Raw genomic sequence first — 26,028 nt, forward strand, 5'->3', positions numbered from 1 at the left:
CGTCTATGAGCTTGCCGTGCATCGTCGCCGCGCGCCGCTTCGACCCGAACGCGCATCTGCCCTTCTATATCGGCGCGGAACGCGTGGGCTGGGTGCGTCGCACCGACGCGCCGCTGCTCGCACGCTGGCCGGACGTGTTCGAGATCGACACCGCGCGCATCGCCCTGTCGGCGGCGTTTTCCACGGTGGATCTGCGCAGCGCGGCGCTGGGTGCTGTCATCGGCGCGCTCGCGGCGGAAGGGCGCATTCCGGGCTGGCGCGACGAAACCTACGCGATCCGCAATGCGTTCGATGCCGCGCCGCTCGCCTATATCGAGCGCGCCGCCTCGCGCTTCTTCGGCACCATGACTTACGCGGTGCACCTGAACGGCGTCGTAGAATACGCGGCCGGCGCGCCGCAGCTCTGGATCGCCCGGCGCAGCGAAACCAAGGCGACCGATCCGGGCATGCTCGACAATGTCGTGGCGGGCGGCATCGGCTGGGGTTTCGGCATCGAGGCCACGATCGTGAAGGAGTGCTGGGAAGAGGCGGGTATTGGCGAGGACATCGCCGCGCAGGCCGCGCCGGGGCGCACGGTGCACGTGCTGCAATCGCTTCCCGAGGGCACGCAGGCCGAGCAGATCTTCGTCTACGACCTCGCGCTGCCCGCGGATTTCGCGCCGCTCAATCAGGATGGCGAAGTGGGCGAACATCGCCTCGCGCGCATTGACGAAGTGGCGCGCTGGATCGAAGAAGGCGCCATGACGGTGGATGCCAGTCTCGCGACGCTCGATTGCCTCTTGCGCCGCCGCTGGATCGATCCGGACGCATGCGCGGGTATCGACGCGTTGTTCGCGCCGCCGGCGCCCTGAACGCCGGACCGCGCCGCAGCGGCCCGCACGCCGCACAATCAGTCAGTTCAAAGCAACAGGAAAGGGGGGCACCGCGGTTATGTCGACCGAACACAGCTTCATTCTCAAATTGTCGTGCGCCGACAGGCCCGGCATCGTTCACGCGGTGTCCGGCTTCCTGTTCGAGCGCGGCGCCAACATTCTCGACTCCGCGCAATTCGGCGACAGCCGCACCGGCGATTTCTTCATGCGCGTGCACTTCCAGCAAGTGGGCGGCGACCCCGGGCTCGAAGCGCTGCGCGCCTCTTTCGATACGCTCGCCGCGCAGTTCGGCATGCGCTGGGAGGTGCACGACGCGTCGGTGAAGCCGCGCGTGGTGATCATGGTGTCGAAGATCGGCCACTGCCTGAACGACCTGCTGTTCCGCTACCGCACGGGGCAGCTGCCCATCGAGATTCCCGCCATCATCTCGAACCATAAGGACTTCTATCAGCTGGCTGCGAGCTACAACATTCCGTTCCATCACTTCCCGCTGACGTCCTCTGCGGACGAAGCGAAGTCCGCGCAGGAAGCGCGCGTGCTGCAAGTGATCGACGAGCATCAGGCCGACCTCGTCGTGCTCGCGCGCTACATGCAGATTCTGTCGCCGCAGTTGTGCGGGCGCCTCGCGGGCCGCGCAATCAACATCCACCACTCGTTCCTGCCGAGCTTCAAGGGTGCCAAGCCCTACTACCAGGCGTTCGACCGCGGCGTGAAGCTGATCGGCGCAACGGCGCACTACGTGACGACGGACCTCGACGAAGGCCCGATCATCGAGCAGGAAGTGGAGCGCGTGGACCACAGCATGACGCCGGAACAGCTCACGGCGATTGGGCGCGACGTGGAGTGCGTGACGCTCGCGCGTGCCGTGAAGTGGCACATCGAGCATCGCATCCTGCTGAACGGCAGCAGGACGGTGGTGTTTCGCTGATTGGACGCGGACACGGCGGCAGTGCGGGCCATCTAGCCGCGCCGCCGTGTCCCGATGCGGGCTAGACGAGCCGCAGATAGATGAGTTCGCGCTTGATGTACGCGTAGAACACGGGCGCTGCAATGACGCCCGGAATGCCGAACGCGGCTTCCATGATCAGCATCGCGACCAGCAGTTCCCACGCGCGCGCCTCGATCTGGCCGCCCACGATGCGCGCGTTCAGGAAGTATTCGAGCTTGTGAATCAGGATCAGGAACGCCAGCGACATGACGGCCGCCGGCAGGCTCACCGTGAGCGCAATGGCCACGATCACCGTGTTCGAAATCAGATTGCCGATCACCGGCAACAGGCCCACCACGAACGTGAAGACGACGAGCGTCTTGGAAAGCGGTAGCGGCGCGTGGACCACCGGCAGAATCAGCAGCAGATAGATGCCGGTGAACGTGGCGTTGATGGCCGAAATCTTCACCTGCGCGAACACGATGCGGCGGAACGCGTCGGCAAAGCGCGCGACGCGCGTGACGAAGGCTTTGGCAAGCGGCAGCCGCTGGCTATGCCGTTGAGCCCCCACGGCGATGATGGCGCCGATGATCATGCCGATCACCACGTGCCCGAAAATACGCGCCGCGCTCTTGCCGCCCTGCTGCAGGGTGCTCGCATGGGCTTGCATGAGCGCTGCGGCCTTCGCTTTCATCTGGTCGGTATCGACGGGCAGGTAGGCCGCAATGGCTTCCGGGATTCGGCCACGCGCCTGATCGATGAATTGCATCATCTGGTCGAGCACTTTTTGCACGCTCGGCACGTCGCTTTCGAAGTGTTCGATGATGCCGATCGTGATGCCCGTGAGCGCGCCCACGATCACCGTGGCGACCAGCACCACGGAGGCCCAGCGCGCCCGCTGGCTCGACATGCGGCGCTCGATGAGCGGCGCTATGGTGTGCACGAGTTGAAAGACGAGCATGCCGGCGAGCAGCGCGCCCAGCAGCTTCAGGTGAAGCACCGCCCACATCGCGAAGAGCGCGACGATGTAGCTGCCGATTTCCACCGCCGACAGCTTCGGCAGGCTCATGTCGCTCGTCAGTCTGACCGGGCGCGGGCGCAGGTCCTGCACTTGTCCTTCCTCGGACACCTCGTTGCGCTTGGCCATCGTTCCTTCACTCTCCAACCTCGGGTTTTCCCGCTGGGGGACTTCCCATTCATTTCGCGGCTGCAACCGCGGCCGGGCGCTTGAGCAGCGGCGCCAGATACCTGCCCGTGAAGCTCGCCTTCGACTTCGCCACCTGCTCCGGCGTGCCCTGGGCAATGATCTGGCCGCCGCCGGCGCCGCCTTCCGGACCCAGATCGATGACCCAGTCGGCGGTTTTGATGACATCGAGATTATGCTCGATGATAACGACCGTATTGCCCTGATCCCTTAGTCGGTGAATGACCTGGAGCAGCAGGGCGATGTCGTGGAAGTGCAGGCCGGTGGTCGGTTCGTCGAGGATATAGAGCGTGCGACCGGTGTCGCGCTTGCTCAGTTCCAGCGAAAGCTTGACGCGCTGGGCCTCGCCGCCCGAAAGCGTGGTGGCCGACTGGCCCAGGCGGATGTAGCCGAGGCCCACGTCGAGCAGCGTCTTCAGCTTGCGCGCTACCACCGGCACGGCCTTGAAGAACTCGTGCGCGTGCTCCACGGTCATGTCCAGCACTTCGCTGATGTTCTTGCCCTTGTAGAGCACTTCCAGCGTTTCGCGGTTGTAGCGCTTGCCGTGGCAGACGTCGCAGGGCACGTACACGTCGGGCAGGAAGTGCATTTCCACCTTCAGCACGCCGTCGCCCTGGCACGCCTCGCACCGCCCGCCCTTCACGTTGAACGAAAAACGGCCCGGGTCGTAGCCGCGCTCCTTGGCCGACGGCACGCCCGCGAACAGTTCGCGGATCGGCGTGAAGAGGCCCGTGTACGTGGCCGGGTTCGAGCGCGGCGTGCGACCGATCGGCGACTGGTCGACGTTGATGACCTTGTCGAAATGTTCGAGGCCCTCGATCGCCTCGTAAGGCGCCGGTTCCGTCGACGAGCCGTACAGGTGCTGCGCCACGGCCTGATACAGCGTGTCGTTGATGAGCGTGGACTTGCCCGAGCCGGACACGCCGGTCACGCAGGTGAGGAGGCCCACCGGCAGATCGAGCGTGACGTGCTTCAGATTGTTGCCGTAAGCCTCGATGATGCGCAGGTGGCGCTCGTCCGGGTCGCGCCGTTCGTCGGGATACTCGATGCGGCGCGTGCCCGAGAGGTACTGGCCCGTGAGCGAGGCCGCGTCCGCCTCGACCTGCTGCGGCGTGCCCTGCGTGATGATCATGCCGCCGTGCTCGCCCGCGCCGGGGCCCATGTCCACGACGTAGTCGGCCATGCGGATCATGTCTTCGTCGTGCTCCACGACGATCACGGAGTTGCCGAGGTCGCGCAGGTGCTTGAGCGTGGAGATGAGCCGGTCGTTGTCGCGCTGGTGCAGGCCGATGGAGGGCTCGTCGAGCACGTACATCACGCCGGTGAGTCCCGAGCCGATCTGCGAGGCGAGCCGGATGCGCTGCGCCTCGCCGCCCGAGAGCGTTTCCGCGCTGCGTTCGAGCGACAGGTAGTCGAGCCCGACGTTGTTGAGGAACATGAGCCGCGCGACGATTTCCTTGATGACCTTGTCGGCGATCTCGCGCTTCGCGCCTTCGAGGCGCAGCGTCTGGAAATAACCGAGCGAGTCGCGCAGCGGCCAGCCGCTCACTTCATAGATGGCGCGGGCGTCTTCGCCGGCACCGATGCGCACGAAGCGCGCCTCGCGGCGCAGCCGTGTGCCTTCGCAGGCGGGGCACGCCTGGTTGTTCTGGTATTTCGCCAGCTCCTCGCGCACGGCGACCGAATCCGTTTCGCGGTAGCGCCGCTCCAGGTTCGGAATGATCCCCTCGAACACGTGCTCGCGCACCGACGTGCGGCCGCGCTCGTTGATGTACGAGAACGGAATGGCCTGCTTGCCGGAGCCGTACAGCAAGATCTTGCGGATCTTCTCGGGCAGGTCTTCGAACGGCGTGTCGATTTCGAACTCGTAGAACGCCGCGAGGCTTTGCAGCATCTGGAAGTAGAACTGGTTGCGCCGGTCCCAGCCCTTCACCGCGCCCGCCGCCAGCGAGAGCGAGGGATGCGCCACCACCCGCTTCGGGTCGAAGAACGTGATCTGGCCCAGGCCGTCGCATTCCGGGCACGCGCCCATCGGGTTGTTGAACGAGAACAGGCGCGGCTCCAGCTCCTGGAGCGAGTACGAGCAGATCGGGCAGGCGAACTTCGAGCTGAACAGGTGCTCGCGATCCGTATCCATTTCGAGCGCGATGGCGCGCCCGTCCGCGAGACGCAGCGCCGTTTCGAACGATTCGGCGAGACGCTGCTTCATGTCGGGGCGCACCTTGAGGCGGTCCACCACCACGTCGATGCTGTGCCGGTCGTTCTTCTTGAGCTTGGGCAGCGAATCTACGTCGTAGATCTTCGCCTCGCCCTCGTTGGCGGTGCCGCCGCCCGAGCGCACGCGGAACCGCACGAAGCCCTGCGCCTGCATCTCGTCGAAGAGTTCGGTGTGTTCGCCCTTGCGGTTGGCCACCACGGGCGCGAGGATCATGAGCCGGGTTTCTTCCGGCAACGCGAGCGCGGCGTCCACCATCTGCGAGACGCTTTGCGCCTCGAGCGGAATTTCGTGGTCCGGGCAGTAGGGCGTGCCGACGCGCGCGTACAGCAGCCGCAGGTAGTCGTGGATTTCCGTCACCGTGCCCACCGTGGAGCGCGGATTGTGCGACGTAGCCTTCTGCTCGATCGAAATGGCGGGGGAGAGTCCCTCGATCAGATCGACGTCCGGCTTCTCCATCAGTTGCAGGAACTGCCGTGCGTAAGCCGACAGACTCTCGACGTAGCGGCGCTGGCCTTCCGCGTAGAGCGTGTCGAACGCGAGCGACGACTTGCCCGAGCCCGAAAGCCCCGTGATCACGACGAGCTTGTGGCGCGGCAGATCGAGATTGACGTTTTTCAGGTTGTGGGTACGGGCCCCACGGATACGGATTTGTTCCATGAACCTGCGGGAGAAGGGAAGGCTAAACCTGCTACTATAGCGACTTTTCCAGACCGCCGTTACGGCTTGCTGACAGCCTGCAGGCGCGCCGTTGCGCTCTCCCGATGTCCAATCCGTCTGCCACTTCCTCGCGCATGAGCGCGCCCGAACTGCGGGCCACCGTGTCGCTCGCAGCCATCTTCGCGCTGCGCATGCTCGGGCTTTTCATGATCATGCCGGTGTTTTCGATCTACGCGAAAACGATCCCCGGCGGCGACAACGTGCTGCTCGTCGGCATCGCGCTGGGCGCGTATGGCGCGACGCAATCCCTGCTCTACATTTTCTACGGCTGGGTCTCCGACCGCGTGGGCCGCAAGCCCGTGATCGCGACCGGCCTCGCCATCTTCGCGGTAGGCAGCTTCGTGGCCGCGTTCGGACACGACATTGCGTGGGTGATCGTCGGGCGCGTGATCCAGGGAATGGGTGCCATATCGTCCGCAGTGATCGCGTTTATTGCCGACCTCACCGCCGAGGAGCACCGCACCAAGGCCATGGCGATGGTGGGCGGCAGCATTGGCGTTTCGTTTGCCGTGGCCATTGTCGGCGCGCCTATCGTGTTTCACTGGGTGGGCATGAGCGGGCTTTTCTCGCTGGTGGGCGTGTTCTCGATACTCGCGATCGGCGTGGTGCTCTGGGTCGTGCCGGATGCCCCCAAGCCCGTGCACGTGCGCGCGCCGTTCGCCGAAGTGCTGCGCAACGTCGAGCTGCTGCGACTGAATTTCGGCGTGCTGGTGCTGCATGCCACGCAGACCGCGCTCTTTCTCGTCGTGCCGCGCATCCTGGAAGCGGGCGGCCTGCCCGTAGCCTCGCACTGGAAGGTCTACCTGCCCGTCATGGGCCTTGCCTTCGTGATGATGGTGCCCGCCATCATCGCCGCCGAGAAGCGCGGCAAGATGAAGGCCGTGCTGCTTTCCGCTATCGCCCTTATCCTGATCGGCCAGCTGTTACTTGGCGCTGCACCGCATACCATTCTGGCTGTGACCGCGATTCTGTTCGTGTACTTCCTCGGCTTCAACATTCTCGAGGCGTCGCAACCGTCGCTGGTTTCGAAACTGGCGCCGGGCAACCGCAAGGGTGCCGCGGCCGGGGTCTACAACACCACGCAGTCCATCGGGCTCGCGCTCGGCGGCATGCTGGGCGGCTGGCTGCTGAAGTCGAGCGGACAAAGCGCCGTGTTTTTTGCCTGCTCGGGGCTCGTATTGTGCTGGCTTATAATCGCCGCCAATATGAAGGCGCCGCCGCGCAGGGCGTGACAGGCCGGCGCCACAATCTATATTGAGCACACAGGGCGGCGATCGCGCACAGCGCGGTGGCAGGTTCGCCTGAAGCGGGCCTGCCGCGGCGCCGCTTCGCGCAGGACCGTCCGCGCAACACTCTCGCACAGCGCCGCCTGCAACGGAATCAACAGGAGAAACACATGGCATCCGTGAACAAGGTCATTCTCGTCGGCAATCTCGGCGCCGATCCCGAAGTACGCTATCTGCCGAGTGGCGACGCGGTGGCGAACATCCGGCTTGCCACGACGGACCGCTATAAGGACCGCGCCAGCGGCGAAATGAAGGAAGCCACCGAATGGCATCGCGTGGCGTTCTTCGGGCGGCTTGCTGAAATCGTGTCGGAGTACCTGAAGAAGGGCTCGTCCGTGTACATCGAGGGCCGCATCCGCACGCGCAAGTGGCAGGCCCAGGACGGCACCGACCGGTACTCGACCGAAATCGTGGCCGACCAGATGCAGATGCTGGGCGGCCGCGGCGGCGCCTCGATGGGTGGCGACGACGGCGGCTATCGTGAGCCGGCCGAACGCAGCGGCGGCGGTGGCGGCGGCCGTGCGACCGGTGGGGGCGCCCCGCGTGGCGGCAGTCAAGGCGGCGGCGCGGGCCGGTCGAACGCGCCGGCGGGCGGCGGGTTCGACGAGATGGATGACGATATTCCGTTCTGACGTCCCGTAACCAACCGCAGTAAAGATCAACCCCGCCCTGATGGCGGGGTTTTCTTTTGTGCCCGCAGTCGGATTGACTCGACGTAAGCCGTGCTGCCCGAGCGCTTGCCGGCCTCACGCCCGCCCCGTCATCTCCGGCGCAATCGACGCGTGGTTCAACAGGCCCACGAGCGCCACCCCGCCCACCACGTTGCCGAGCAACGTCGGCGCGAAAAATCGCAGCAGATAATCCGGCACTCCCGCGTTGCCGCGCAGAACGGCGTACGCCGCTTCGACGGATCCCGCTATCACGTGCGAAAGCCCGCACACGGCGACCACGTACGTGAGCAGCGCGACGATCAGCACCGCCGCGGACCGCGCATTCGGCAGTAGCCACACCATCAGCGCAATCAGCCAGCCGGCCAGCACCGCTTTCAACGTGGTCGTGGCGAACGCCGACTCGAACGGCGCCTGTCCGAGCTTGTCGAGCATGGGTGCGAGCTTGAGCGTGAAAGGCGTCGGCAGCGTGAGGATGGCGGCGAACATCCACGTGCCGGCCAGATTGGCGGCGAGCACGATGGCCCATAGACGCAGCGCGGCTGCCGCGGTGCCCAGGTCACGGCGCGTCAGTACCGGCAGCACCACGGTCAACGTGCTCTCGGTGAACAGTTGCTGGCGCCCCAGCACGACGATGATGAAGCCGACGCAATAGCCGGCCGCGCCGATCAGCGAGACGCTGTCGTCTCCCGGCGACGCCTTGGTTTCGAGCACCGCTTGCGTCAAGAACGAAAAGCCCATCGAAAGCCCCGCAGCCAGCGCGGACCACAGCAGCGCGAGCGGCTTGCGGCCCAATGCGGTCTCCCCTTCCTCGCGGATGATTTCGTGGATGACGAGCGCCCGCGGCGAACTGTGCACGGACGCCTGGTCGCGCTCCTTGTCGTCCAGATGCGGAGATTCCCGTCCCGCGGCTTGACCGTCGGTCTTGTGGTTTTCCTTCGGTTCGCTAGTCATCTCGTTGATGCTCCAGGTTCATTGGCCGTGGTTCATGCCGGCTGCCTGCGGACCGCATGACGCGTGCCAGGGTCGGAACCGCGGTGCGAACGCATGCGGCCCTCGCTGCGGTCAGAACGAGGCGGCCTAATATGCGCAATTGACATTTCGTCATAAACCGCCAAAATGTCACTCATGACGCGACCATCCACGCGAACCCGCAAAGCGGCCCCAAGCAAACGCTCGGGCACGCACGGCACCGAACGCGAAAACGCCCTGCTTCTGCGCGAAGGCGCGAAGATCGTCGAAGCGTTGGGCCGCACGCTCGCGCCTCTTGTCGAGGTGGTGCTGCACGACCTCACGCGTCCCGAACATGCGGTGGTGGCCATCGCGAACAATCTGTCCGGCCGCGAGCCCGGTGACGCCGTGACCGAACTCGGCCTCGCGCGCATCACGAATCCCGACTTTCCCGAAGTCGTTCAGAACTACGCGAACCGCTTCCCGGATGGGCGACCGGCGAAGAGCACTTCGATCGGACTCAAGAACAGCGCCGGCGAGTACGTGGCGGCGATCTGCCTGAACATGGACATCTCGTTGATCGGCGCCGTGACGGCCGGTCTCGGCCAGTTGATGCAGACCGACAGCGCCGCCGCGCCGGTCGGTGAGTCGCTGGCGCCGCGGCGCGTGGAAGACGTGCGCGCCGCGCTCGAGCGGTTTGCCGCCGCGCGCAACACGACGCCCATGGGCATGACGCTCGCCCAGCGCCGCGACGCCCTGCGCGAGCTTGCCGCCAGCGGCCTGCTGAACCTGCGTCACGCGTACGCCGAAGTCGCGCAGACGCTCGGCGTGGCGCGCTCCACCGTCTACACCTATTTGCCCACGGAACCACGATCATGACCGCGCTGCCCATTTCGTTCGACGACGTTGCCGCCGCCCACGCACGCCTGCGCGGCGTCGCACATCGCACGCCGGTGCTCACGTCGTCCACGGCGAACGCGCTGAGCGGCGCGCAGCTGTACTTCAAGTGCGAAAACTTCCAGCGCATGGGCGCGTTCAAGTTCCGCGGCGCCTACAACTCGATCGCGCAGTTCACGCCCGAGCAGAAGGCGGGCGGCGTCATCACGTTTTCGTCGGGCAATCATGCGCAGGCCATCGCACTCTCAGCGAAGCTGCTGGGCGTGAAGGCGGTGATCGTGATGCCCGAGGACGCGCCCGCCGTGAAGGTGGCGGCCACGCGCGGCTACGGCGGCGAGGTGGTGTTCTACAACCGCTATACCGAAGACCGCGAGGCGCTGGGGCGGCGTCTCGCGGCGGAGCGCGGTCTCACGTTGATCCCGCCGTACGACCATCCGCACGTCATGGCGGGGCAGGGTACGGCGGCCAAGGAGTTGATCGAGGACGTGGGCGAGCTGGACCTGCTGCTGGTGTGCCTGGGCGGTGGCGGGTTGCTGTCGGGCTGCGCCGTGGCGGCGCGTGCGCTGAGTCCGCGCTGCACGATCGTCGGCGTGGAGCCCGAAGCCGGCAACGACGGGCAGCGCAGTCTGCGCAGCGGCGAGATCGTCCATATCGATACGCCGAAGACGATCGCCGACGGTGCCCAGACCCAGCATCTCGGCCAATACACGTTCGCGGTGATCCGCCAACTCGTGGACGACATCGCGACGGTGAGCGACGCGGAGCTTGTCGAAACGATGAAGTTCTTCGCGAGCCGCATGAAGATCGTGGTGGAGCCGACTGGTTGTCTCGCGGCGGCCGCGGCGCTGCAAGGCAAAGTGGACGTGAAGGGCAAGCGCGTGGGCGTGATCGTGTCGGGCGGCAATGTCGATCTGATGCGCTTTGCCGGGTTGGTGAACGGCGCGCAGAAGTGAATGGCACGGCGTGGGCCTTCGGTGTTCCTTCCGACACGCGCGACACACGCCATCACGTCCCGCCGCCTTCAGCTTGTGGACGCCGGAGCCCCACGCTCGCCGCTACGCCAGCAATTCCCTGAGCACTGTGCGCGCGTTCGCCACCCGTTCGCTCTCGCCGGGGCGCGCCGGCAGCAGATGAAACTCCACCGCAGGAAGCGTCGGTAAGTCCACGCGCTTGCCGCACGCCACGAGCCCTGCGCCGACCGACGACTCGTTCAGGCACGAGATGCCCAGCCCGGCCTTCAGCGCGAGCTGCAGTCCCGCGACACCCGACGCCGAATGCGAGATGAGGTACGGCACCTTGCGCTCCTCGAGCAGCTTCACGACGTAGCGCTGCAACTGACACGTGGCGGGCAGCAGCACCAGCCGGTACGGCGACTCCATGCGCCGCGTGTCCATATCGGCCGACGCCGCCCAGACCAGCTTCTCGCGCCGCACGACGGTGCTGCCCCTGGCGACTTTCGCGAGTTTCGACGTGCCGCTCGCGCCGCGTGCCGTCGTGCGTCCCGCGGGTGCCACGATGCGCAGCGAGAGACCGATGTCGAACGTGTTGTCGTCGGCGCTGCTGTCGATCACGGCGCTCGGCAGTACGGTGACGTGCAGCTTCAGCCGCGGATGCTGTTCCGAAAAGCGCCTCAGCACGAGCGCGATTTCGTGCGGCCGGTAGTAGTCGGTGATCGCGATGCGAAGCTCGCCGTCCAGGGCGCGGCCTTGCATGTCGTCGAAGGCCGCTTCGGAGAGCGCGAGGATCCGCTCGGCGTGAGCGAGCAGCTTCACGCCGGCCGGCGTCGCAACTACGCCCTGTTTGCTGCGCACGAAGAGCGGCTGGCCGACGCGGTCTTCGAGCTTCTTCAACTGTTCGCTCACCGACGACTGCGAGAGGAAGATCCGCTCGGCCGCTGCCGAAACGCTGCCCGCTTCTGCCACCGCGACGAGCGTACGCAACTGGGCGAAGTCGAAACCACGCAGATTCATGATTCGGTTTATCCGATGGAAGTGATCTCATTTTCCCGCTTTTCCGATGGGTCGTCCATCCGTACGATGCCTCCATTCGATCTTGCTGGATCACGGGAGGCAGGCATGAACGGCAACCTGGCGCGCGGCGCGGCAAGCGGGCGCAATCATCGGTGGAAGGTATTGGGTGTGGGCTTTGCGGCTAACGCGAGCTTCGCGGCGGCGTTCTCGGGCATTCCGACCACGGCCGTGTTGCTGCGCGGCGCGTATGGCATCGGCAATGGCGGGCTGGGGCTCGTGCTCGGCATGCTGGGCCTTGGCATCGCGCTGAGCGAGTTGCCGTGGGGTTTGCTCACGGACCGCTGGGGCGACCGTCGTGTGCTGCTGCTCGGGTTGGGCGGCACGGCGGCGGCGCTCGTGGGCATGGCGCTGTTTGTCGTGCCGCGTGCGGACCACGTGCCGGCTCTTGTCACGCTCGCCGCGGGACTACTCCTTGTCGGATTGCTGGGCGGCAGCGTGAACGGATCGAGTGGGCGCGCCGTCATGGCCTGGTTCAAGGAAGGCGAGCGTGGCCTCGCCATGAGCATCCGGCAGACAGCGGTACCCGCAGGCGGCGGCCTGGGTGCGCTGATGCTGCCTGCGCTGGCCACGTCGTATGGGTTCGCGGCGGTCTATGGCGTGCTCGCCGTGCTGTGCGCGGTGACGGCGGGCTTTGCGTGGCGTTGGTTGTACGAGCCGGAGCATGCGGCGGGCGGCGCTGCGTCGACGCGTACCGGTGGCCAGATTCCAGCGACTCCGTCGACGAATTCTCCGGCAAGCGCCCACGCGCCGAAGACGCCGCTTCGCCCCCATCCTGCTCACGCGCGTGCCGCTGCGAGTCCGCTGCGCGACCCCGCCATCTGGCGCGTGACGCTCGGCATCGCGGCGCTCTGCGTGCCGCAGCTCGCGGTCGTGACCTTCGCAGCGGTCTTTCTGCACGACTTCAGTCATGCGGGCGTCGTGGCCATCAGCGTGACGATGGCCGCCGTGCAGACGGGCGCCGCTGTCATGCGCGTCTGGAGCGGGCGCTGGACCGATCGTCACGGCAACCGTCGCGGCTACATGCGGGCGTGCAGCCTGCTGACCGCGGCGCTCTTCGCCTTGCTCGCGGCGATGACGCTCGCCGTGCCGCATGCGGGTTCAACGGCGATCGCGTTGTTCGCCGTCGCGATTGTGCTGGGCGGCGTGAGCGCATCGGCCTGGCACGGTGTGGCTTATACAGAACTCGCGACACTCGCCGGCACGCAACGAGCCGGCACGGCGCTGGCGATGGGCAACACCGGCGCCTTCACGACGTTGTTCCTCACGCCGCTGGCCATTCCGCCGCTGCTCGCGGTGGGTTCGTGGACCGCCGTCTGGGCTGCGGCGAGCGTGTGCGCGCTCCTCGCCTTGCCGGTATTTCCGCGAGCGCATCGCGTGAAGATGGGCGCGGTGAGCGCGGCGAATTGATCCCACGAATCGGCTGATGCCTCTTTCGCCAACGAGGTGGCCGACGAGGTCGCACGTCGAGGTGGCCGACGCGAATGTGCAGGCGAAAAAAAACGCGGCCGAAGCCGCGTTCAAGCTTGGAGACCCTTCAATGAAGAGTCACTTCTCGCAGGAAGAAGCGTAGTCGTTCGAGCGACGAAAATCGAGAACAAATCCGACAAGGAACTGTTCAAAAATATTGCGAGAATCGCGGCCGTCAGTGGGAGGGATGAGGCGGCCGGCACGGCGGCGCAGCGGATTTTGCACTAGCATGTGGCAGGCGTCGCGAGGGCGCCGTCCCAATGTGACCTGGTGGTGATGTCGCATCGGACAGAATTGCCGAATCCGGAGAAGAACATGAAAGTGCTTCGCACATTGAAGGTCGCTGTCGCGCTGTGCGCCTTGATCTCGGGCGCCGCATTTGCCGATACCGTCGCGTTGAGGGCGGACCTCGAACCGTCCAGTGAAGTGCCGCCGCGTGTGAGTCATGGGCACGGCATGCTGGACGCGACGTTCGATACATCGACGAAAAAGCTGCAATGGACGGCGACTTACGAGGGACTTTCCAGCCCGGTCACGGCCGCACACTTCCACGGTCCCGCGCCCGTGGGGCAGAACGCCAAGGTGCAGGTGCCGGTGGAGAAACAGTCGCTCGCGAGTCCCATCAAGGGCGCCGCCACGCTCACCGAACAGCAGGTGACGGACCTCATGGCGGGGCAGTGGTACTTCAACGTCCATACCGCGCAGAACCCGAGCGGCGAGATTCGCGGCCAGGTGCGGCCGACCAACTGAGCGCGGCGGCTGCCGCGGCACGTCGGATGTTTCGGCACATGCCGATGAGCGGTCAGAGCCGCTAGAGCGTTCAATCGATTCGCCTCGCCGCTGCTCCCGCTTACCATGAGCGGTTTATCGACCATGGAGCCCATACCGATGAGCTGGCAAAGTGCACTCGCGTGCTGGGTGCTGCGCAGGCAGTTTCGTCCCGAGACGCTCAAGCCGTCCATCAACGTGCGGCGCGCCCGTGCCCGCACTGAAAAGCGCGCGTGGTCGCCGCGCGTGCCGCCCGGCTGGCACCTGCGCGAACAGTACGGCGCCACGCACGCGCCGCTCATGGGCGAATGGCTCGAGCGTCGCGCGAACGCGGTTTCGTCGAACACGTCAGGCGCCAACGCGGCAACCTCTCATGTGGCGACGCGCACCATTCTGTACCTGCACGGCGGCGGCTATTACTTCTGCTCGCCGCAGACGCACCGCGCCATCGTGTTCGGCCTTGCCGTTCGCGCCGATGCACGCGCCTTCTCGCTCGACTATCGCCTTGCGCCCGAGCATCCGTTTCCCGCTGCACTCGACGACGCGCTCGCTGCGTATCGCCGGTTGATTGCGGACGGCACGCCGCCGCAGTCCATCGTGATCGCCGGAGACTCGGCGGGCGGCGGACTCGCGCTCGCCACGCTGGTGGCGTTGCGCGATGCCGGCGACGCCTTGCCCGCAGGCGGCGTCCTCTTCTCTCCGTGGACGGATCTCGCCGCAACCGGCGCGACGCTGCGCTCCAACGACGGCGTCGACCCGATGTTCGCCGGCGCCGCGATTGCGCGCGCGGCGAAGATCTACCTGGGCGAGACCGAGCCGACGCACCCCTACGCGTCGCCGCTCTATGCGGATCTGCACGGCCTGCCGCCGCTCTTCATGCAGGCGGGCAGCACGGAAGTGTTGCTCGACGACACGCGGCGCGTTGCCGACAAGGCACGCGCCGCGGGCGTGGAAGTGGAACTGCACATCTGGCCGAAGATGCCGCACGTGTGGCCCATCTTCGCGCCGTTTCTACCGGAGTCGCGCCGCGCGCTGGACGACGCGGCGCGCTTCGTGCGCCGCATCACGCACGCACACGCCGATCAGGCGAGCGAGATGTCGATGGTCTGATACGCCGCCTTCACCGCCTCTTCGCCGTACTTGCGCTCCAGCCGCCGCACGGTGAAGTGGCCGTGCGCGACCTGCTGGAAGTGATCGATGAACACGGTGTTGACCATCGCGCCTAGCACCGCGCCGATCGCCGGGATCGATTTGGCGGCTACCTGCTCGCTCACCTGCACCGAAAAGCGCGCCGCGATGGCGTTGACGAGGCGCACCAGTGCCGCCGAGCCATGCGCCGTGATGCCCTTCGACGCGATCTCCGACGAAGCCTTCGACACCGCCTGAGCAAGCGCGCCGCGCATGATGAAGTAGCCGAGGTCGGCTTCGTCGTCGGTGCTCGAATGGCTGCCCATGCCGAGCACCGCGAGGCATTGCAGCTGGGCGTCGGTCGAATTGAGGTCTTCGCCTTCGCTGCGCGCCACGTCGCAGATCGAGCGGAACATCAGCGTGGTGGTGACCGGCAACTCGACCGGCAGCGCGAACAGCCCGAACGCCCCACCCGCGGCGCCCGTGGTGGCCACGGCGAACTTGTGGAGCAGGTTGCCGGGTTTCTCGGGCATGGCCGGCGGCAAAGCCGCCGCACCGGTTTCGCCCGAGCCGACGTGGACTGCGAGGTGGCCCGCTCCATGCCCCGGCTTGCGCAGCGTCTTCAACGCGATCTGCAGACATTTGCGCAGCGCCGACTGCGTCGCTTCCGCCACCTTCTGGTTGGCGACGGCGGGCAGCCGCAGCATGACTTTCTCCAAAGGCGCACCGACAATCGCCGCCAGCTTCATGGTGAGCGGCGGACTTTCAAGCTCGTGCTTCGCGCGCGCCAGCGCAGCCATGTCGTCGGCGGAAAGTGCTTGCGCCGACGCGGTGGGAACCCACTCCATACTCCTCCTGAGGGACCTGACGTCCCGATAAAGCGCCATGCCGGGCCAGCGGGACTCCGCGGGCACCAGCCTGATTAGAACACCCAGGCGTGATATGATTTCATTTCTTTGACGAGTCAACTGTTGCGCTATCAAAAATGGCCGTCCACACCACAACCCACCATTCGAGTGGGCAGGTTTTGCCGTTCCGGGAGTCGCTGCTCGCGATGCTCGGCATCTCCTTCGTCACCATGCTCGTTGCGCTCGACCAGACCGTGGTCGGCACCGCGCTGCCCACCATCGTCGCTGAACTGAAGGGCTTCGATCTCTACGCGTGGGTGGCGACCTCGTATCTGCTCGCCTCGGTCATTACCGTGCCCATCTTCGGGCGGCTCGGCGACTACTACGGACGCAAGCCGTTCCTGATTGCGTCGATCGTCGTGTTCACCGGCGCCTCGGTGCTGTGCGGGATGGCGAACAGCATGCTGTTTCTCGTGCTCGCGCGCGGGCTGCAAGGCATTGGCGGCGGCATGCTGGTGGGCACCGCGTTCGCCTGCATTCCCGATCTTTTTCCGGACTCCGTCGTGCGCCTGCGCTGGCAGGTGATGATGAGTTCGGCGTTCGGCATCGCGAATGCGATTGGTCCCTCGCTGGGCGGTTTCCTGACGCAGTACGCGGGATGGCGTTCGGTCTTCTACGTGAATCTGCCGGTGGGGCTGCTCTCGCTCTTTTTCGTGTGGCGCTATCTGCCGCACATGCGGCACGTCGCGCACGAAGGGCGCATGCGGCTCGACTGGCCGGGCGCGGTGCTCATTGCGTTGGCGCTCGGCTCGCTCCAGTTGTTCGTCGAACTGCTGCCGAAGCACGGCGTGAGCGCCGCAGCCGTCGCGCTGCTCGCCGTGAGCATCGTGGCCGCCTGGGCGCTCTGGCAATGGGAAAAGCGTTTCCCGCAAGCCATTCTTCCCGTCGACATGTTTCGCAACCGGAGCCTGAACGCGCTCTTCACGCTCTCCGTGCTGGGCGGCTTCTCGATGTTCTCGCTGCTCTTCTACGCGCCGCTGCTGTTCCAGGGCGGCTTCGGGATGTCGCCGCAGGAAGCGGGTCTCGTGATTACGCCGCTCGTGGTGTTCATCACCATCGGCAGCATTGCGAACGGGCGCATCGTGTCGCGCATTCCGAATCCGAACCTGATGCTCTATGTCGGCTTCGGCATGCTCGCCGTGTCGTGCCTCGCAGTGGTGATCGCCACGCGCGCCATGCCGCACGCGCTCCTGATGGCGTTCATGATTTTCGGCGGCCTGGGGCTTGGCTTCGTGATGCCGAACCTCACGGTCTTCGCGCAGCAGACCGCGGGCCGCGAGCACCTGGGCATTGCCACCGCGCTGCTGCAATCGCTGCGCATGATCGGCGGGATGGTGGGCACGGCCATCACCGGCACGTTCGTCACGCACATGTACGCGAGCGGCGTGCGCAGCGCGCTGGAAAACGATCACGCCATGCAGTGGTTCGGCGATCTGGGCGACCCGCAGATTCTCATCAACCACGAGGCGCAGACCACGCTTACCACGCAGATGGCGCAGGCGGGCCACAACGGCGGCGTGCTGCTCGAAACGGCGCGCGAAGCGCTGGTGGCCGCCATCCACCTGGGCCTCGCCCTCGCGGCGGCCGTGGCCGTGATTTCCGTCTGGCAGAGCCGACGGGTACCACCGGTTAAACTACGGCGTCAGATCGAGCCGGTTGTTTCCGCCGACTGACGTTTCGTTTTCAGGCATTACGGTACACATCATGGAAGAACAGGACCGCGTCGCCATCGTCCAGCAATTCGGCCGCACCTATCGGGCGTTCATGTCGGCGTTCGAGGCGCAGGTGGGCCACCCGATGCCGCGTTGGCGGATTCTGCTCGCGCTCTACGATCAGGGCGGCGAGTCGTCGCAAAAGCGCCTTGTGGAACGCCTTCGCGTGGATCCCGGCGCGCTCACGCGGCAACTCAAGGCGCTGGAGGCAATGGGCTGGATCGCGCGGAGTTCCGACGAGCGCGACAACCGCATCACGAACGTGAAGCTCACGCAGGCGGGACGCGACGCGATGGAAGAAAGCCTGCCGCGCCGCAACGCTTTCCTGCACGACACGATGGCGGCGATGCCGGACGACGCCCTCAAGGCCCTCTCCGGCGCCCTCGGTTTGCTGGAGGCGCGCATTGCCGAGGTGGCAGCGTCCGCGCCGGTTACTCCGGTGCAGGACGCGGCTTAAGCGCCGCGTCCGCATCGCACAATCACGCCCGTCAGAAGAACGTCTCGACCACTTCGGTTACGCGATACGACGCGTCCACGATCAGCACCTCGCGCCACTTGTCGAAGGTGAGACAGGGATGCGAGATGTCGAAGGCGATCATGTCGCCGACTTTCAGGTCCGCGCCCGGCGGAATGCGCAGGTACGCGTGCTGGTCCATCATGCCGAAGATTTCCCAGCCTTCGTTCGGCGCGATGTCGCGCGGCGTGCCGTGGTCGCTGCCGTCGCGGCTCGGGCGGAAGTGGCGTGCGGGTTCGGGGTAGCCTGCGTCGAACGCGGCGTCGCGTTTGCCGAAGCCGACGATGGCGCGGTCCGGTTCGGGAATCGACTGCACGTAGGCCCACAGTTGCAGCGCAGGCAACAGGCCCTGCCCCATTTTTCGCGCGACGGGGTTGCGCGCGAAGATCTCGCTCTGTGCCTTCTTGTAGATGCCGACGTCGTGCGTCAGATAGCAGCCCGGACGCAACACCACCTCGATGTGGCCGCCCACCGTCGCCTTTGAAAATTCCTCCGCCACGACGTCGTACCACGCCGAACCCGCGCCCGTGAGAATGGCCGGCGAGCGCGCGAAGCGGCCTGCGTCCGCGAGTTGCGTGGCGAGATTCACGGCCTCGCGCAGAAACGCGCGCACTTCGTTTTCTTCTTTCAGCACGCCTTCATAGACTTCCACGCCCGCGAGCCGCAGCGAATCCGGGTAGCGTTCGACGGCGGCCAGCACCGCGTCGCGTTGCGCGGCATCGCGCACGCCGGTGCGCCCGCCCGGCACGCCCAGTTCGAGCAGCACGTTGAGCTGCTTGCGCACCGAGCCGAAGAATTGGCCCAACTGCTCCACGCCGTCCACGGAATCGACGAGGCAGAAGAATTCGAAGTCGGGGTCGCTGAGCAGTTCGGCCACCATCATCATGTTGCGCCGGCCCACCAGCTGATTGGCCATGAGCACGCGCGACACGCCGCCGTGCCACGCAGCGCGCGTCTGGTGCGCCGTGGCGAGCGTGATGCCCCACGCGCCGGCATCGATCTGGCGGCGGAAAAGCTGCGGCGCCATGGTCGTTTTGCCGTGCGGCGCGAGCCTCGCGCCGTATTCGGCGACGAAGTCCTGCATCCATTTCAGGTTGTGCTCGATACGGTCCGCGTAGAGCACGGCGGCGGGCAGGCTCACGTCTTCGTCGAGCAGGTTCCATTCGAGGCGGCCCGCATCCGTCAACTGGATGCTCGAACCCGGTACGTTACCGAGGCCCTTGCTGTTGGGGTCGATCGTGCGTCCCTGATAGTTTGTAACTTTCATCTTGCCTTGCTCCATCACGCTGTTATGCGGAACCCAGGTTGACTTCGCCATGGTACAGAAAGTACGATGCCGACGTAAATGTTATTTAGTACCAGAGGCGGCGCAGCGTGCGGTGTTCCTGCGCCTCGTCCGTACCGTACCTGAGGCACGTGACCTGCGTTGCCGTCCTGCATCCGTTCCCGCCTGCTCCATGAATTCAGCCACAGAACCGCAGACCTTCGACATCGTCGCGCGCATTGCCGAATGCGCGCCCGATCTGCGATCGGCGGAACGCAAGGTGGCGGCGCGTATTCTCGACGATCTCGCGGGCGCCTCTCGCGCGAGCATCGGCGCGCTCGCGCGCGACGCGGCGGTGAGCGTGGCCACCGTCACGCGCTTTGCCAAGACGGTGGGCTGCCGCGACGTGCGCGAACTGAAGCTGCGGCTCGCTCAAGCGGCGGCCGTCGGCCAGCGCTTCCTGCACGCCGAAACGCCTGCGGACGCCGCCGGATCGATCGCCACGCGCGTGTTCGACGAATTGCAGACCGCGCTCGCGCACAACCATCAACTGCTGCGCCAGGCGCCCGTGGCGCGGGCCGCGGCGGCGCTGCGCGAGGCGCGCATGATCTACGTGTTCGGCATGGGCGGCGGCTCGACGGCGCTCGCCGACGAAGCGCGCTTTCGGCTCGTGCGCCTCGGCCGCCCCGTCGCGACCTACCAGGACGCCTTGCTGCAACGGATGGTGGCGAGCACGCTCTCGCGCGACTGCGTCGTGGTGGCACTATCCACCACGGGCCGCGTGCCCGAGATGGTCGAGAACTGCCGCATCGCGCGCAGCTACGGCGCCACGGTGGTGGCCATCACGGCGCCTGCCTCGCCGCTCGCGAAGCTGGCGGACTGGCTGATTCCCATCGTCGCGTTCGAAACTGACTTCATCTACAAGCCGTCGTCGTCGCGCTACGCGATGATGATGGCACTCGACGTGCTCGTCACCGAACTCGCCGTGAGCCAGGGCGACGAGAGCCGCGAACTGCTGCGCCGCATGAAGCACGCGCTCGACGCGCACCGTGGCGGCGGCGACAGGCAACCGCTAGGAGATTGACCCATGCATTCGCATCCTGAAGCCGCAGATACGCTGATCGTCGGAGCCCAGCTTTACGACGGCACGGGCGCGCCGCCCGTGGAGCGCGACGTGGCCATCCGCAACGGCCGCGTCGTCGCGATCGGCAATCTGTCGAACTGGCTGGCCGAGGAGGTCGTGGAGGCGAACGGCCGCGCGCTCGCGCCGGGTTTCATCGACGTCCACACCCACGACGACACGCACGTCATCCGCTCGCCGCAGATGCTGCCGAAGCTGAGCCAGGGCGTGACGACGGTGATCGTGGGCAACTGCGGGATCAGCGCGTCGCCCATGGCGCTCAAGGGCGAGCCGCCCGACCCGATGAACCTGCTCGGCGAGCGCGACGCGTTCCAGTACCCGACCTTCGCGGCCTACGTCGACGCCGTGAACGCCGCGCGGCCCGCGGTGAACGTCGCGGCGCTGGTCGGCCACACGGCGCTGCGCAACAACCACATGGACCGGCTCGACCGCACCGCGACCGCCGCCGAGATCGACGGCATGCGCGCGCAGCTCGAAGAAGCGCTCGCGCACGGTGCGCTGGGCTTGAGCACCGGGCTCGCGTATGGCTCGGCGTTCGCGGCGTCGACGGAAGAAGTGATGGCGCTCGCCGAGCCGCTTGCCGCGGCGGGCGCGGTCTACACGACGCACATGCGTACGGAGTTCGACGGCATTCTGGACGCCATGGACGAAGCGTTTCGCGTGGGCCGCCACGCCCAGGTGCCGGTCGTGATCTCGCACCTCAAGTGCGCGGGGCCGTCGAACTGGGGCCGCAGCACCGAAGTGCTCGAACGGCTGGAGCGCGCGCGGCGCCTTCAGCCGGTGGGCTGCGACTGCTATCCGTACAACCGCAGTTCGTCGACGCTCGATCTCAAGCAGGTGACGGGCGACATCGACATCACGGTCACGTGGTCGGAGCCGCATCCCGAGATGGCGGGCAAGCGTATCAAGGAGATTGCGGCGGAGTGGGGCGTGAGCCAGCAGGACGCCGCGAAGCGCCTGCAACCGGCGGGCGCGGTGTACCACAACATGTCCGAGGACGACGTGCGGCGCATCCTCGCGCATCCGGCCAGCATGGTGGGCTCGGACGGCTTGCCGAACGATCCGCTGCCGCATCCGCGGCTGTGGGGCGCATTTCCGCGTGTGCTCGGCCACTACGCGCGCGACATGGCGCTCATGCCGCTCGAAGAAGCCGTGCGCAAGATGACGTCGCTCTCCGCACGCCGCTTCGGCTTGGCGCAGCGCGGCGAGGTGCACGTGGGCTATCACGCTGACCTCGTGCTGTTCGACCCGGCGCGCGTGCGCGACGCCGCGACGTTCGAACGGCCCCAGCAACCGGCGGACGGCATCGACGCCGTGTGGGTCAACGGCGTGTTGTCGTACCGCGAGGGTCAGCCGTCCGGCGAGCGGGCCGGGCATTTCGTGGCGCGCGGAGCGGTGCCGGCGGGAGCGGCACAACGCGCGTTCTGAATTCAGCGTTCAAGTTCCGTCGTATGCCGGCCGGTGTGCCGGCATACCGGGACGGCATTCCTCTCGCGCGTCGCACTTTCGCGGCGCGCGCCAACAATCGACCAGGAGCAGAAACGATGAAGCGTTATGGTGTGGAAGGCGGCAAGGGCACGGGCGGTCAGCACATGCCGTTTGCGCGTGCGGTGGAGGCGGACGGTTGGCTCTTCGTCTCGGGCCAGACGCCGATGGAAAACGGCGAAGTGATCAATGGCGGCATCGTCGAGCAGTCGCACAAGGCGATCCAGAACATGGTCGCCATCCTGAAGGAGGCCGGCTACGGCAGCGAGCACGTCGTGCGCTGCGGCGTGTGGCTGGATGACCCGCGCGACTTTGCGTCGTTCAACAAGGTGTTTCGCGAGTACTTCGGCGAGCATCCGCCGGCGCGCGCCTGCGTCGTCTCGAGCATGGTGGTGGACTGCAAGGTCGAGATCGACTGCGTGGCCTACAAGGCGCCGGCAGAGAAGTAAGCCGCGCCTTACTGCCGGGCGAGCCGCGCGTTGTCCGGCATCGGCAGGTTGTAGTTGGTGCGGAACGGGTTGATGTCGAGCCCGCCGCGCCGCGTATAGCGCGCGTAGACCGCGAGCTTCACGGGCTGGCATTCGCGCAGGATGTCCACGAAGATGCGCTCCACGCATTGCTCGTGAAACCCCGTGTGATTGCGGTACGAAATGATGTAGCGCAGGAGCCCCGCCTGATCGATCTGCGGGCCCACGTAGTGAATCTGCACGCTGCCCCAGTCCGGCTGGCCCGTGACGGGGCAATTCGATTTGAGCAGGTTCGACACCAGCGTTTCCTCCACCGGCGCCTCGCCCAGTGCCGCGCGCAGCAGCGACGGGTCCGGATGGTAGACGTCGGCGTCGAGATCGAGCCGGTCCAGCGAAAGCCCTTCGAACTCTTCGAACGGGAGCTTGGCGAATGCCGCGGGCGGGTCGAGCCGCACCGACACCGACGCGCCGCACGCCGCGGCCACGTCGCGCTTGATGGTGTCGCGCACGGCGTCGATGGATTCGAACGGCGTCTGCGCGAACGACCCGAGGTAGAGCTTGAACGACTTCGACTCGACGATGTTCGGCGAGTCGGCCGGAATGAAGAACGTGGCCACGGCGATCTGGGGCTTGCCGCGCGTGTTGAGCCACGAAAGCTCGTAGGCGTTCCAGATGTCGGTGCCGAAGAACGGCAACTGTGCGCCGATGCCGATGGCTTCGCGCGCCGCGGCGCGCGCAATCGGGAAAAGCAGCGTGGGATCGTACTGTTCGGTGTACGTGGCGGGTTTGCCGAGCGGTGACTGTTCGGGTGTCATGATGCGTTCACGATGCCACTCGCGACGTGCCCCGTCGCCGTAACGGCGCGGGCCGATTCGCAGTGGCGGATCTGGTCGTCGAAGAAAAAGTCCGGTTCGAATTCGCGCAGGAACGCGCCCTTGTCGAGGCCGCCGAGGAACATCGCTTCGTCGATTTCGATGTTCCAGGCCATCAGCGTGCGAATGGCGCGCTCATGCGCTGGAGCCGACCGCGCCGTGACGAGCGCAGTGCGGATGCGCATGGGCGAGGCTTCGTCGGCGAGTTTCTGCAGACGGTGCAGCGCTTCCAGCAGCGGCTTGAGCGGCCCAACGGCCAGCGGCAGCTCGCGATTGTCGCGCTCGTGGCTCACGAACGCGCGCAGCCCGTCGCGCTGGAAAATCTGCTCCGCTTCGTCGGAAAAGAGCACCGCATCGCCGTCGAACGCGATACGAATTTCGTCCGGATACCGGCTTGCCATTGTCGCCGATTCGGGCAGCACGCGTGCGGCGGGGAAACCGGCCGCGAGCGCGTCGCGCACGTCGCCGTGATTGGCCGACAGAAAGAGCGACGCGTTGAGGGGCTTCAGATACCCGAACGGCGGACGGCCGCGCGTGAACACGCCGCGCTCGATGGCGAGTCCGTGTTCGCGGCACGAGCTGAACGCGCGCAGCCCGCTGATGGGGTCGCTGCGCGAGAGGATGGCCACTTCCACGCGATGCGCGCTGGTATTCAGCGCGAGCAGCTTGCGGATCAGCGCGAACGCCACGCCGGGCCGCGCCGGAACCGTGAGGCGCTCGCGCTGGAGCGCCTCGTAGGCTTGCAGGTCGCCGGTCTCGAAAACGCGGTTTTCTTCCTCGAAGTCGAACAGCGCCCGCGACGAGATGGCGACGACCAGTTTGTCCGCGAGCGAGAGCGCCATGCGTGTGCGGTCCTGTTTTTACGGGCGCAGGCCGCAGCCCTTACGAGAGGAACAGCCGGTAGACCGGGTTCGCCGTTTCTTCCCAGTTCGGATAGCCGAGCGTGGCAAGGAAGCGGCCGAACTCGGCGTCTTCCGCCTTCGGCACCTGGATGCCGACGAGGATCGAGCTGTAGTCCGCGCCCTGGTTGCGGTAGTGGAACAGGCTGATGTTCCAGTTCGGCGCCATCGAAGAAAGGAACTTCATGAGCGCGCCCGGCCGCTCCGGAAACTCGAAGCGGAAGAGCCGTTCGTCGTGCGCGAGCGGCGAGCGGCCGCCCACCATGTAGCGCACGTGCTGCTTGGAGAGCTCGTCGCCGGTGAGGTCGACCGTGGCGAACCCGTGCGCCTCGAAGTTGCCGGCGATCTGCGCGGACTCGCCGCGATTCTTGATCTGCACGCCAACGAAGATATGCGCGGACTGCGCGTCGGCGATGCGGTAGTTGAATTCCGTCACGCTGCGCGTGCCCACCAGCGCGCAGAACCGCTTGAAGCTGCCGCGCTCTTCGGGAATGGTGACGGCGAACACGGCTTCGCGCGACTCCCCCACCTCGGCGCGCTCGGCCACGAAGCGCATGCGGTCGAAGTTCATGTTGGCGCCGGAGGTGATCGCGATCAGCGTCTCGCCTTCGATGCCTTCGCGTTCCGCGTACTGCTTCGCGCCTGCCACGGCGAGCGACCCGGCGGGTTCAAGCAGGCTGCGGGTGTCCTGAAACACGTCCTTGATCGCGGCGCACAGGGCGTCCGTATCCACGGTGATCACTTCGTCGAGCGTCTCGCGGCACACGCGGAACGTCTCTTCGCCCACGAGCTTCACCGCCGTGCCGTCCGAGAACAGGCCCACCTCGTTGAGCGCCACGCGCTCGCCGGCCTTGATGGATTTGGCCATGGCGCACGAGTCCTCGGTCTGCACGCCGATGACCTTGATCTCCGGGCGCACCGCTTTCACGTACGACGCCACGCCGGACGCGAGGCCGCCGCCGCCGATCGGCACGAAGATCGCGTGGATGGGGCCCTGGTGCTGGCTCAACATTTCCATCGCGATCGTGCCCTGGCCGGCGATGACGTCGGGGTCGTCGAACGGATGCACGAAGGCGAGCTGGCGCTCCTCCTGGATCTTCAGGGCGTGCGCGTAGGCGTCGCTATACGATTCGCCGGCCTGCACCACCTCCACCGTCGGGCCGCCGTGGGCGCGCACCGCGTCCACCTTCACCTGCGGCGTGGTGATCGGCACCACGATGACCGCCTTCACGCCGAGGCGCGCGGCCGAGTAGGCGACGCCCTGCGCGTGATTGCCGGCCGACGCCGTGATGACGCCGCGCGCGCGCACGTCGGCGGGCAGATTGATCATCTTGTTGTAGGCGCCGCGCAGCTTGAACGAGAACACCGGCTGGTTGTCTTCGCGCTTCAGGTAAATGGCGTTGTGCATCCGTGCCGAGAGGTTCGGCGCATGTTCGAGTTCGGTCTCGCGGGCCACGTCGTAGACGCGTGCGGTGAGGATCTTCTTGAGATAGTCGTGGGGAGCCATGCTGGGGATGCGCGCCGCGCTGGGTGAGGAGGGAAAGCGTCAATGATAGCGCCATTGAGCCTCGCTCAGGCCGCCGCCAGGCGCCCCGCAAAGCCCCTTGCGGGGCAGGGTGGCGGTCAGCGCCG

At 66.4% G+C, this 26,028-nt stretch carries 23 protein-coding genes; 14 read left to right on the top strand and 9 right to left on the bottom strand.

The annotated features are described in order from the left end of the window. Positions 1 to 5 precede the first annotated feature (5 nt). Together U0042_RS21080 and purU are read left to right on the top strand one after the other, a co-directional pair. Positions 6 to 851 (top strand): NUDIX hydrolase, encoded by an 846-nt coding sequence (locus U0042_RS21080; protein ID WP_114809299.1) that lies wholly within the window; start codon positions 6 to 8, stop codon positions 849 to 851. Positions 852 to 930: 79 nt separating this feature from the next. Then, a complete protein-coding gene (gene purU / locus U0042_RS21085; RefSeq protein ID WP_114809298.1) occupies positions 931 to 1,800 on the top strand; it encodes a formyltetrahydrofolate deformylase in 870 nt (289 codons plus the stop codon). Between the two features lie 61 nt (positions 1,801 to 1,861). Here purU and U0042_RS21090 read toward each other — a convergent pair whose 3' ends face one another. Both U0042_RS21090 and uvrA read right to left on the bottom strand, forming a co-directional pair. After that, complete coding sequence (locus U0042_RS21090) at positions 1,862 to 2,947, bottom strand: AI-2E family transporter (RefSeq protein ID WP_114809297.1); 1,086 nt, start codon at positions 2,945 to 2,947, stop codon at positions 1,862 to 1,864. 49 nt (positions 2,948 to 2,996) lie between these two features. Next, positions 2,997 to 5,879 (bottom strand): excinuclease ABC subunit UvrA, encoded by a 2,883-nt coding sequence (gene uvrA, locus U0042_RS21095; protein WP_114809296.1) that lies wholly within the window; start codon positions 5,877 to 5,879, stop codon positions 2,997 to 2,999. Between the two features lie 104 nt (positions 5,880 to 5,983). Between uvrA and U0042_RS21100 the strand changes: the two genes are divergently transcribed. Beyond that, positions 5,984 to 7,171, top strand: a complete 1,188-nt coding sequence (locus tag U0042_RS21100) for an MFS transporter (protein WP_114809295.1) — start codon at positions 5,984 to 5,986, stop codon at positions 7,169 to 7,171. Between the two features lie 164 nt (positions 7,172 to 7,335). Then, complete coding sequence (locus U0042_RS21105; RefSeq protein WP_114809517.1) at positions 7,336 to 7,857, top strand: single-stranded DNA-binding protein; 522 nt, start codon at positions 7,336 to 7,338, stop codon at positions 7,855 to 7,857. Positions 7,858 to 7,971: 114 nt separating this feature from the next. Here U0042_RS21105 and U0042_RS21110 read toward each other — a convergent pair whose 3' ends face one another. Beyond that, positions 7,972 to 8,847, bottom strand: a complete 876-nt coding sequence (locus tag U0042_RS21110; protein ID WP_114809294.1) for a formate/nitrite transporter family protein — start codon at positions 8,845 to 8,847, stop codon at positions 7,972 to 7,974. Between the two features lie 174 nt (positions 8,848 to 9,021). Between U0042_RS21110 and U0042_RS21115 the strand changes: the two genes are divergently transcribed. Together U0042_RS21115 and U0042_RS21120 are read left to right on the top strand one after the other, a co-directional pair. Beyond that, entirely contained in the window at positions 9,022 to 9,723 is a 702-nt protein-coding gene (locus U0042_RS21115; RefSeq protein WP_232833227.1) for a helix-turn-helix transcriptional regulator, read from the top strand. After that, positions 9,720 to 10,694 (top strand): threo-3-hydroxy-L-aspartate ammonia-lyase, encoded by a 975-nt coding sequence (locus tag U0042_RS21120; protein ID WP_114809293.1) that lies wholly within the window; start codon positions 9,720 to 9,722, stop codon positions 10,692 to 10,694. Before U0042_RS21115 ends, U0042_RS21120 begins: the two co-directional genes overlap by 4 nt. 102 nt (positions 10,695 to 10,796) lie before the next feature. Here the strand turns inward: U0042_RS21120 and U0042_RS21125 are convergent, their stop codons facing one another. Beyond that, on the bottom strand, positions 10,797 to 11,711 hold the full coding sequence (locus U0042_RS21125) for a LysR family transcriptional regulator (protein WP_114809292.1): 915 nt from the start codon (positions 11,709 to 11,711) through the stop codon (positions 10,797 to 10,799). Between the two features lie 105 nt (positions 11,712 to 11,816). On the opposite strand from U0042_RS21125, the gene U0042_RS21130 reads away from it, so the two are divergent. From U0042_RS21130 to U0042_RS21140, 3 genes are all read left to right on the top strand, one after another. Then, positions 11,817 to 13,178, top strand: coding sequence for an MFS transporter (locus U0042_RS21130; RefSeq protein ID WP_114809291.1), 1,362 nt, complete (start codon positions 11,817 to 11,819; stop codon positions 13,176 to 13,178). 375 nt (positions 13,179 to 13,553) lie between these two features. Then, the gene (locus U0042_RS21135) at positions 13,554 to 13,988 is read left to right on the top strand and encodes a CHRD domain-containing protein (protein ID WP_114809515.1); all 435 of its coding nucleotides are present in this window, start codon (positions 13,554 to 13,556) and stop codon (positions 13,986 to 13,988) included. 138 nt (positions 13,989 to 14,126) lie between these two features. Further along, positions 14,127 to 15,116: an alpha/beta hydrolase gene (locus tag U0042_RS21140; RefSeq protein ID WP_114809290.1), complete on the top strand. Its 990-nt coding sequence runs from the start codon at positions 14,127 to 14,129 to the stop codon at positions 15,114 to 15,116. Here U0042_RS21140 and U0042_RS21145 read toward each other — a convergent pair. After that, positions 15,089 to 15,982: an EcsC family protein gene (locus U0042_RS21145; protein WP_114809289.1), complete on the bottom strand. Its 894-nt coding sequence runs from the start codon at positions 15,980 to 15,982 to the stop codon at positions 15,089 to 15,091. The genes U0042_RS21140 and U0042_RS21145 overlap by 28 nt on opposite strands. Positions 15,983 to 16,119: 137 nt before the next feature. On the opposite strand from U0042_RS21145, the gene U0042_RS21150 reads away from it, so the two are divergent. Together U0042_RS21150 and U0042_RS21155 are read left to right on the top strand one after the other, a co-directional pair. Further along, a complete protein-coding gene (locus tag U0042_RS21150) occupies positions 16,120 to 17,715 on the top strand; it encodes an MDR family MFS transporter (protein ID WP_114809288.1) in 1,596 nt (531 codons plus the stop codon). Between the two features lie 31 nt (positions 17,716 to 17,746). Continuing rightward, positions 17,747 to 18,211 carry a MarR family winged helix-turn-helix transcriptional regulator gene (locus U0042_RS21155; protein ID WP_114809287.1) on the top strand — a complete coding sequence of 155 codons (465 nt, stop codon included), beginning with the start codon at positions 17,747 to 17,749 and terminating at the stop codon, positions 18,209 to 18,211. 31 nt (positions 18,212 to 18,242) lie between these two features. On the opposite strand, the gene U0042_RS21160 is transcribed toward U0042_RS21155, so the two are convergent. Next, complete coding sequence (locus U0042_RS21160; protein WP_114809514.1) at positions 18,243 to 19,535, bottom strand: amino acid deaminase; 1,293 nt, start codon at positions 19,533 to 19,535, stop codon at positions 18,243 to 18,245. 190 nt (positions 19,536 to 19,725) lie between these two features. Here U0042_RS21160 and U0042_RS21165 point away from each other — a divergent pair, with 190 nt between their 5' ends. From U0042_RS21165 to U0042_RS21175, 3 genes are all read left to right on the top strand, one after another. Further along, positions 19,726 to 20,616: a MurR/RpiR family transcriptional regulator gene (locus tag U0042_RS21165; RefSeq protein WP_114809286.1), complete on the top strand. Its 891-nt coding sequence runs from the start codon at positions 19,726 to 19,728 to the stop codon at positions 20,614 to 20,616. A gap of 3 nt (positions 20,617 to 20,619) precedes the next feature. Beyond that, complete coding sequence (locus tag U0042_RS21170; protein ID WP_114809285.1) at positions 20,620 to 22,101, top strand: N-acyl-D-amino-acid deacylase family protein; 1,482 nt, start codon at positions 20,620 to 20,622, stop codon at positions 22,099 to 22,101. Between the two features lie 116 nt (positions 22,102 to 22,217). Beyond that, positions 22,218 to 22,607, top strand: a complete 390-nt coding sequence (locus U0042_RS21175; protein WP_114809284.1) for a RidA family protein — start codon at positions 22,218 to 22,220, stop codon at positions 22,605 to 22,607. An 8-nt stretch (positions 22,608 to 22,615) separates the two neighbouring features. Here U0042_RS21175 and queF read toward each other — a convergent pair whose 3' ends face one another. The 3 genes from queF to ilvA are packed head-to-tail and all read right to left on the bottom strand — an operon-like array spanning position 22,616 to position 25,903. Then, entirely contained in the window at positions 22,616 to 23,440 is an 825-nt protein-coding gene (queF, locus tag U0042_RS21180; protein WP_114809283.1) for an NADPH-dependent 7-cyano-7-deazaguanine reductase QueF, read from the bottom strand. Next, positions 23,437 to 24,339 (bottom strand): 5'-nucleotidase, encoded by a 903-nt coding sequence (locus tag U0042_RS21185; RefSeq protein WP_114809282.1) that lies wholly within the window; start codon positions 24,337 to 24,339, stop codon positions 23,437 to 23,439. Before U0042_RS21185 ends, queF begins: the two co-directional genes overlap by 4 nt. 40 nt (positions 24,340 to 24,379) lie before the next feature. Continuing rightward, the gene (gene ilvA, locus U0042_RS21190) at positions 24,380 to 25,903 is read right to left on the bottom strand and encodes a threonine ammonia-lyase, biosynthetic (protein WP_114809281.1); all 1,524 of its coding nucleotides are present in this window, start codon (positions 25,901 to 25,903) and stop codon (positions 24,380 to 24,382) included. Positions 25,904 to 26,028: the final 125 nt, after the last annotated feature.

It is taken from the genome of Paraburkholderia kururiensis, from assembly GCF_034424375.1.
GTDB classification, from domain to species: Bacteria; Pseudomonadota; Gammaproteobacteria; order Burkholderiales; family Burkholderiaceae; genus Paraburkholderia; species Paraburkholderia kururiensis_A.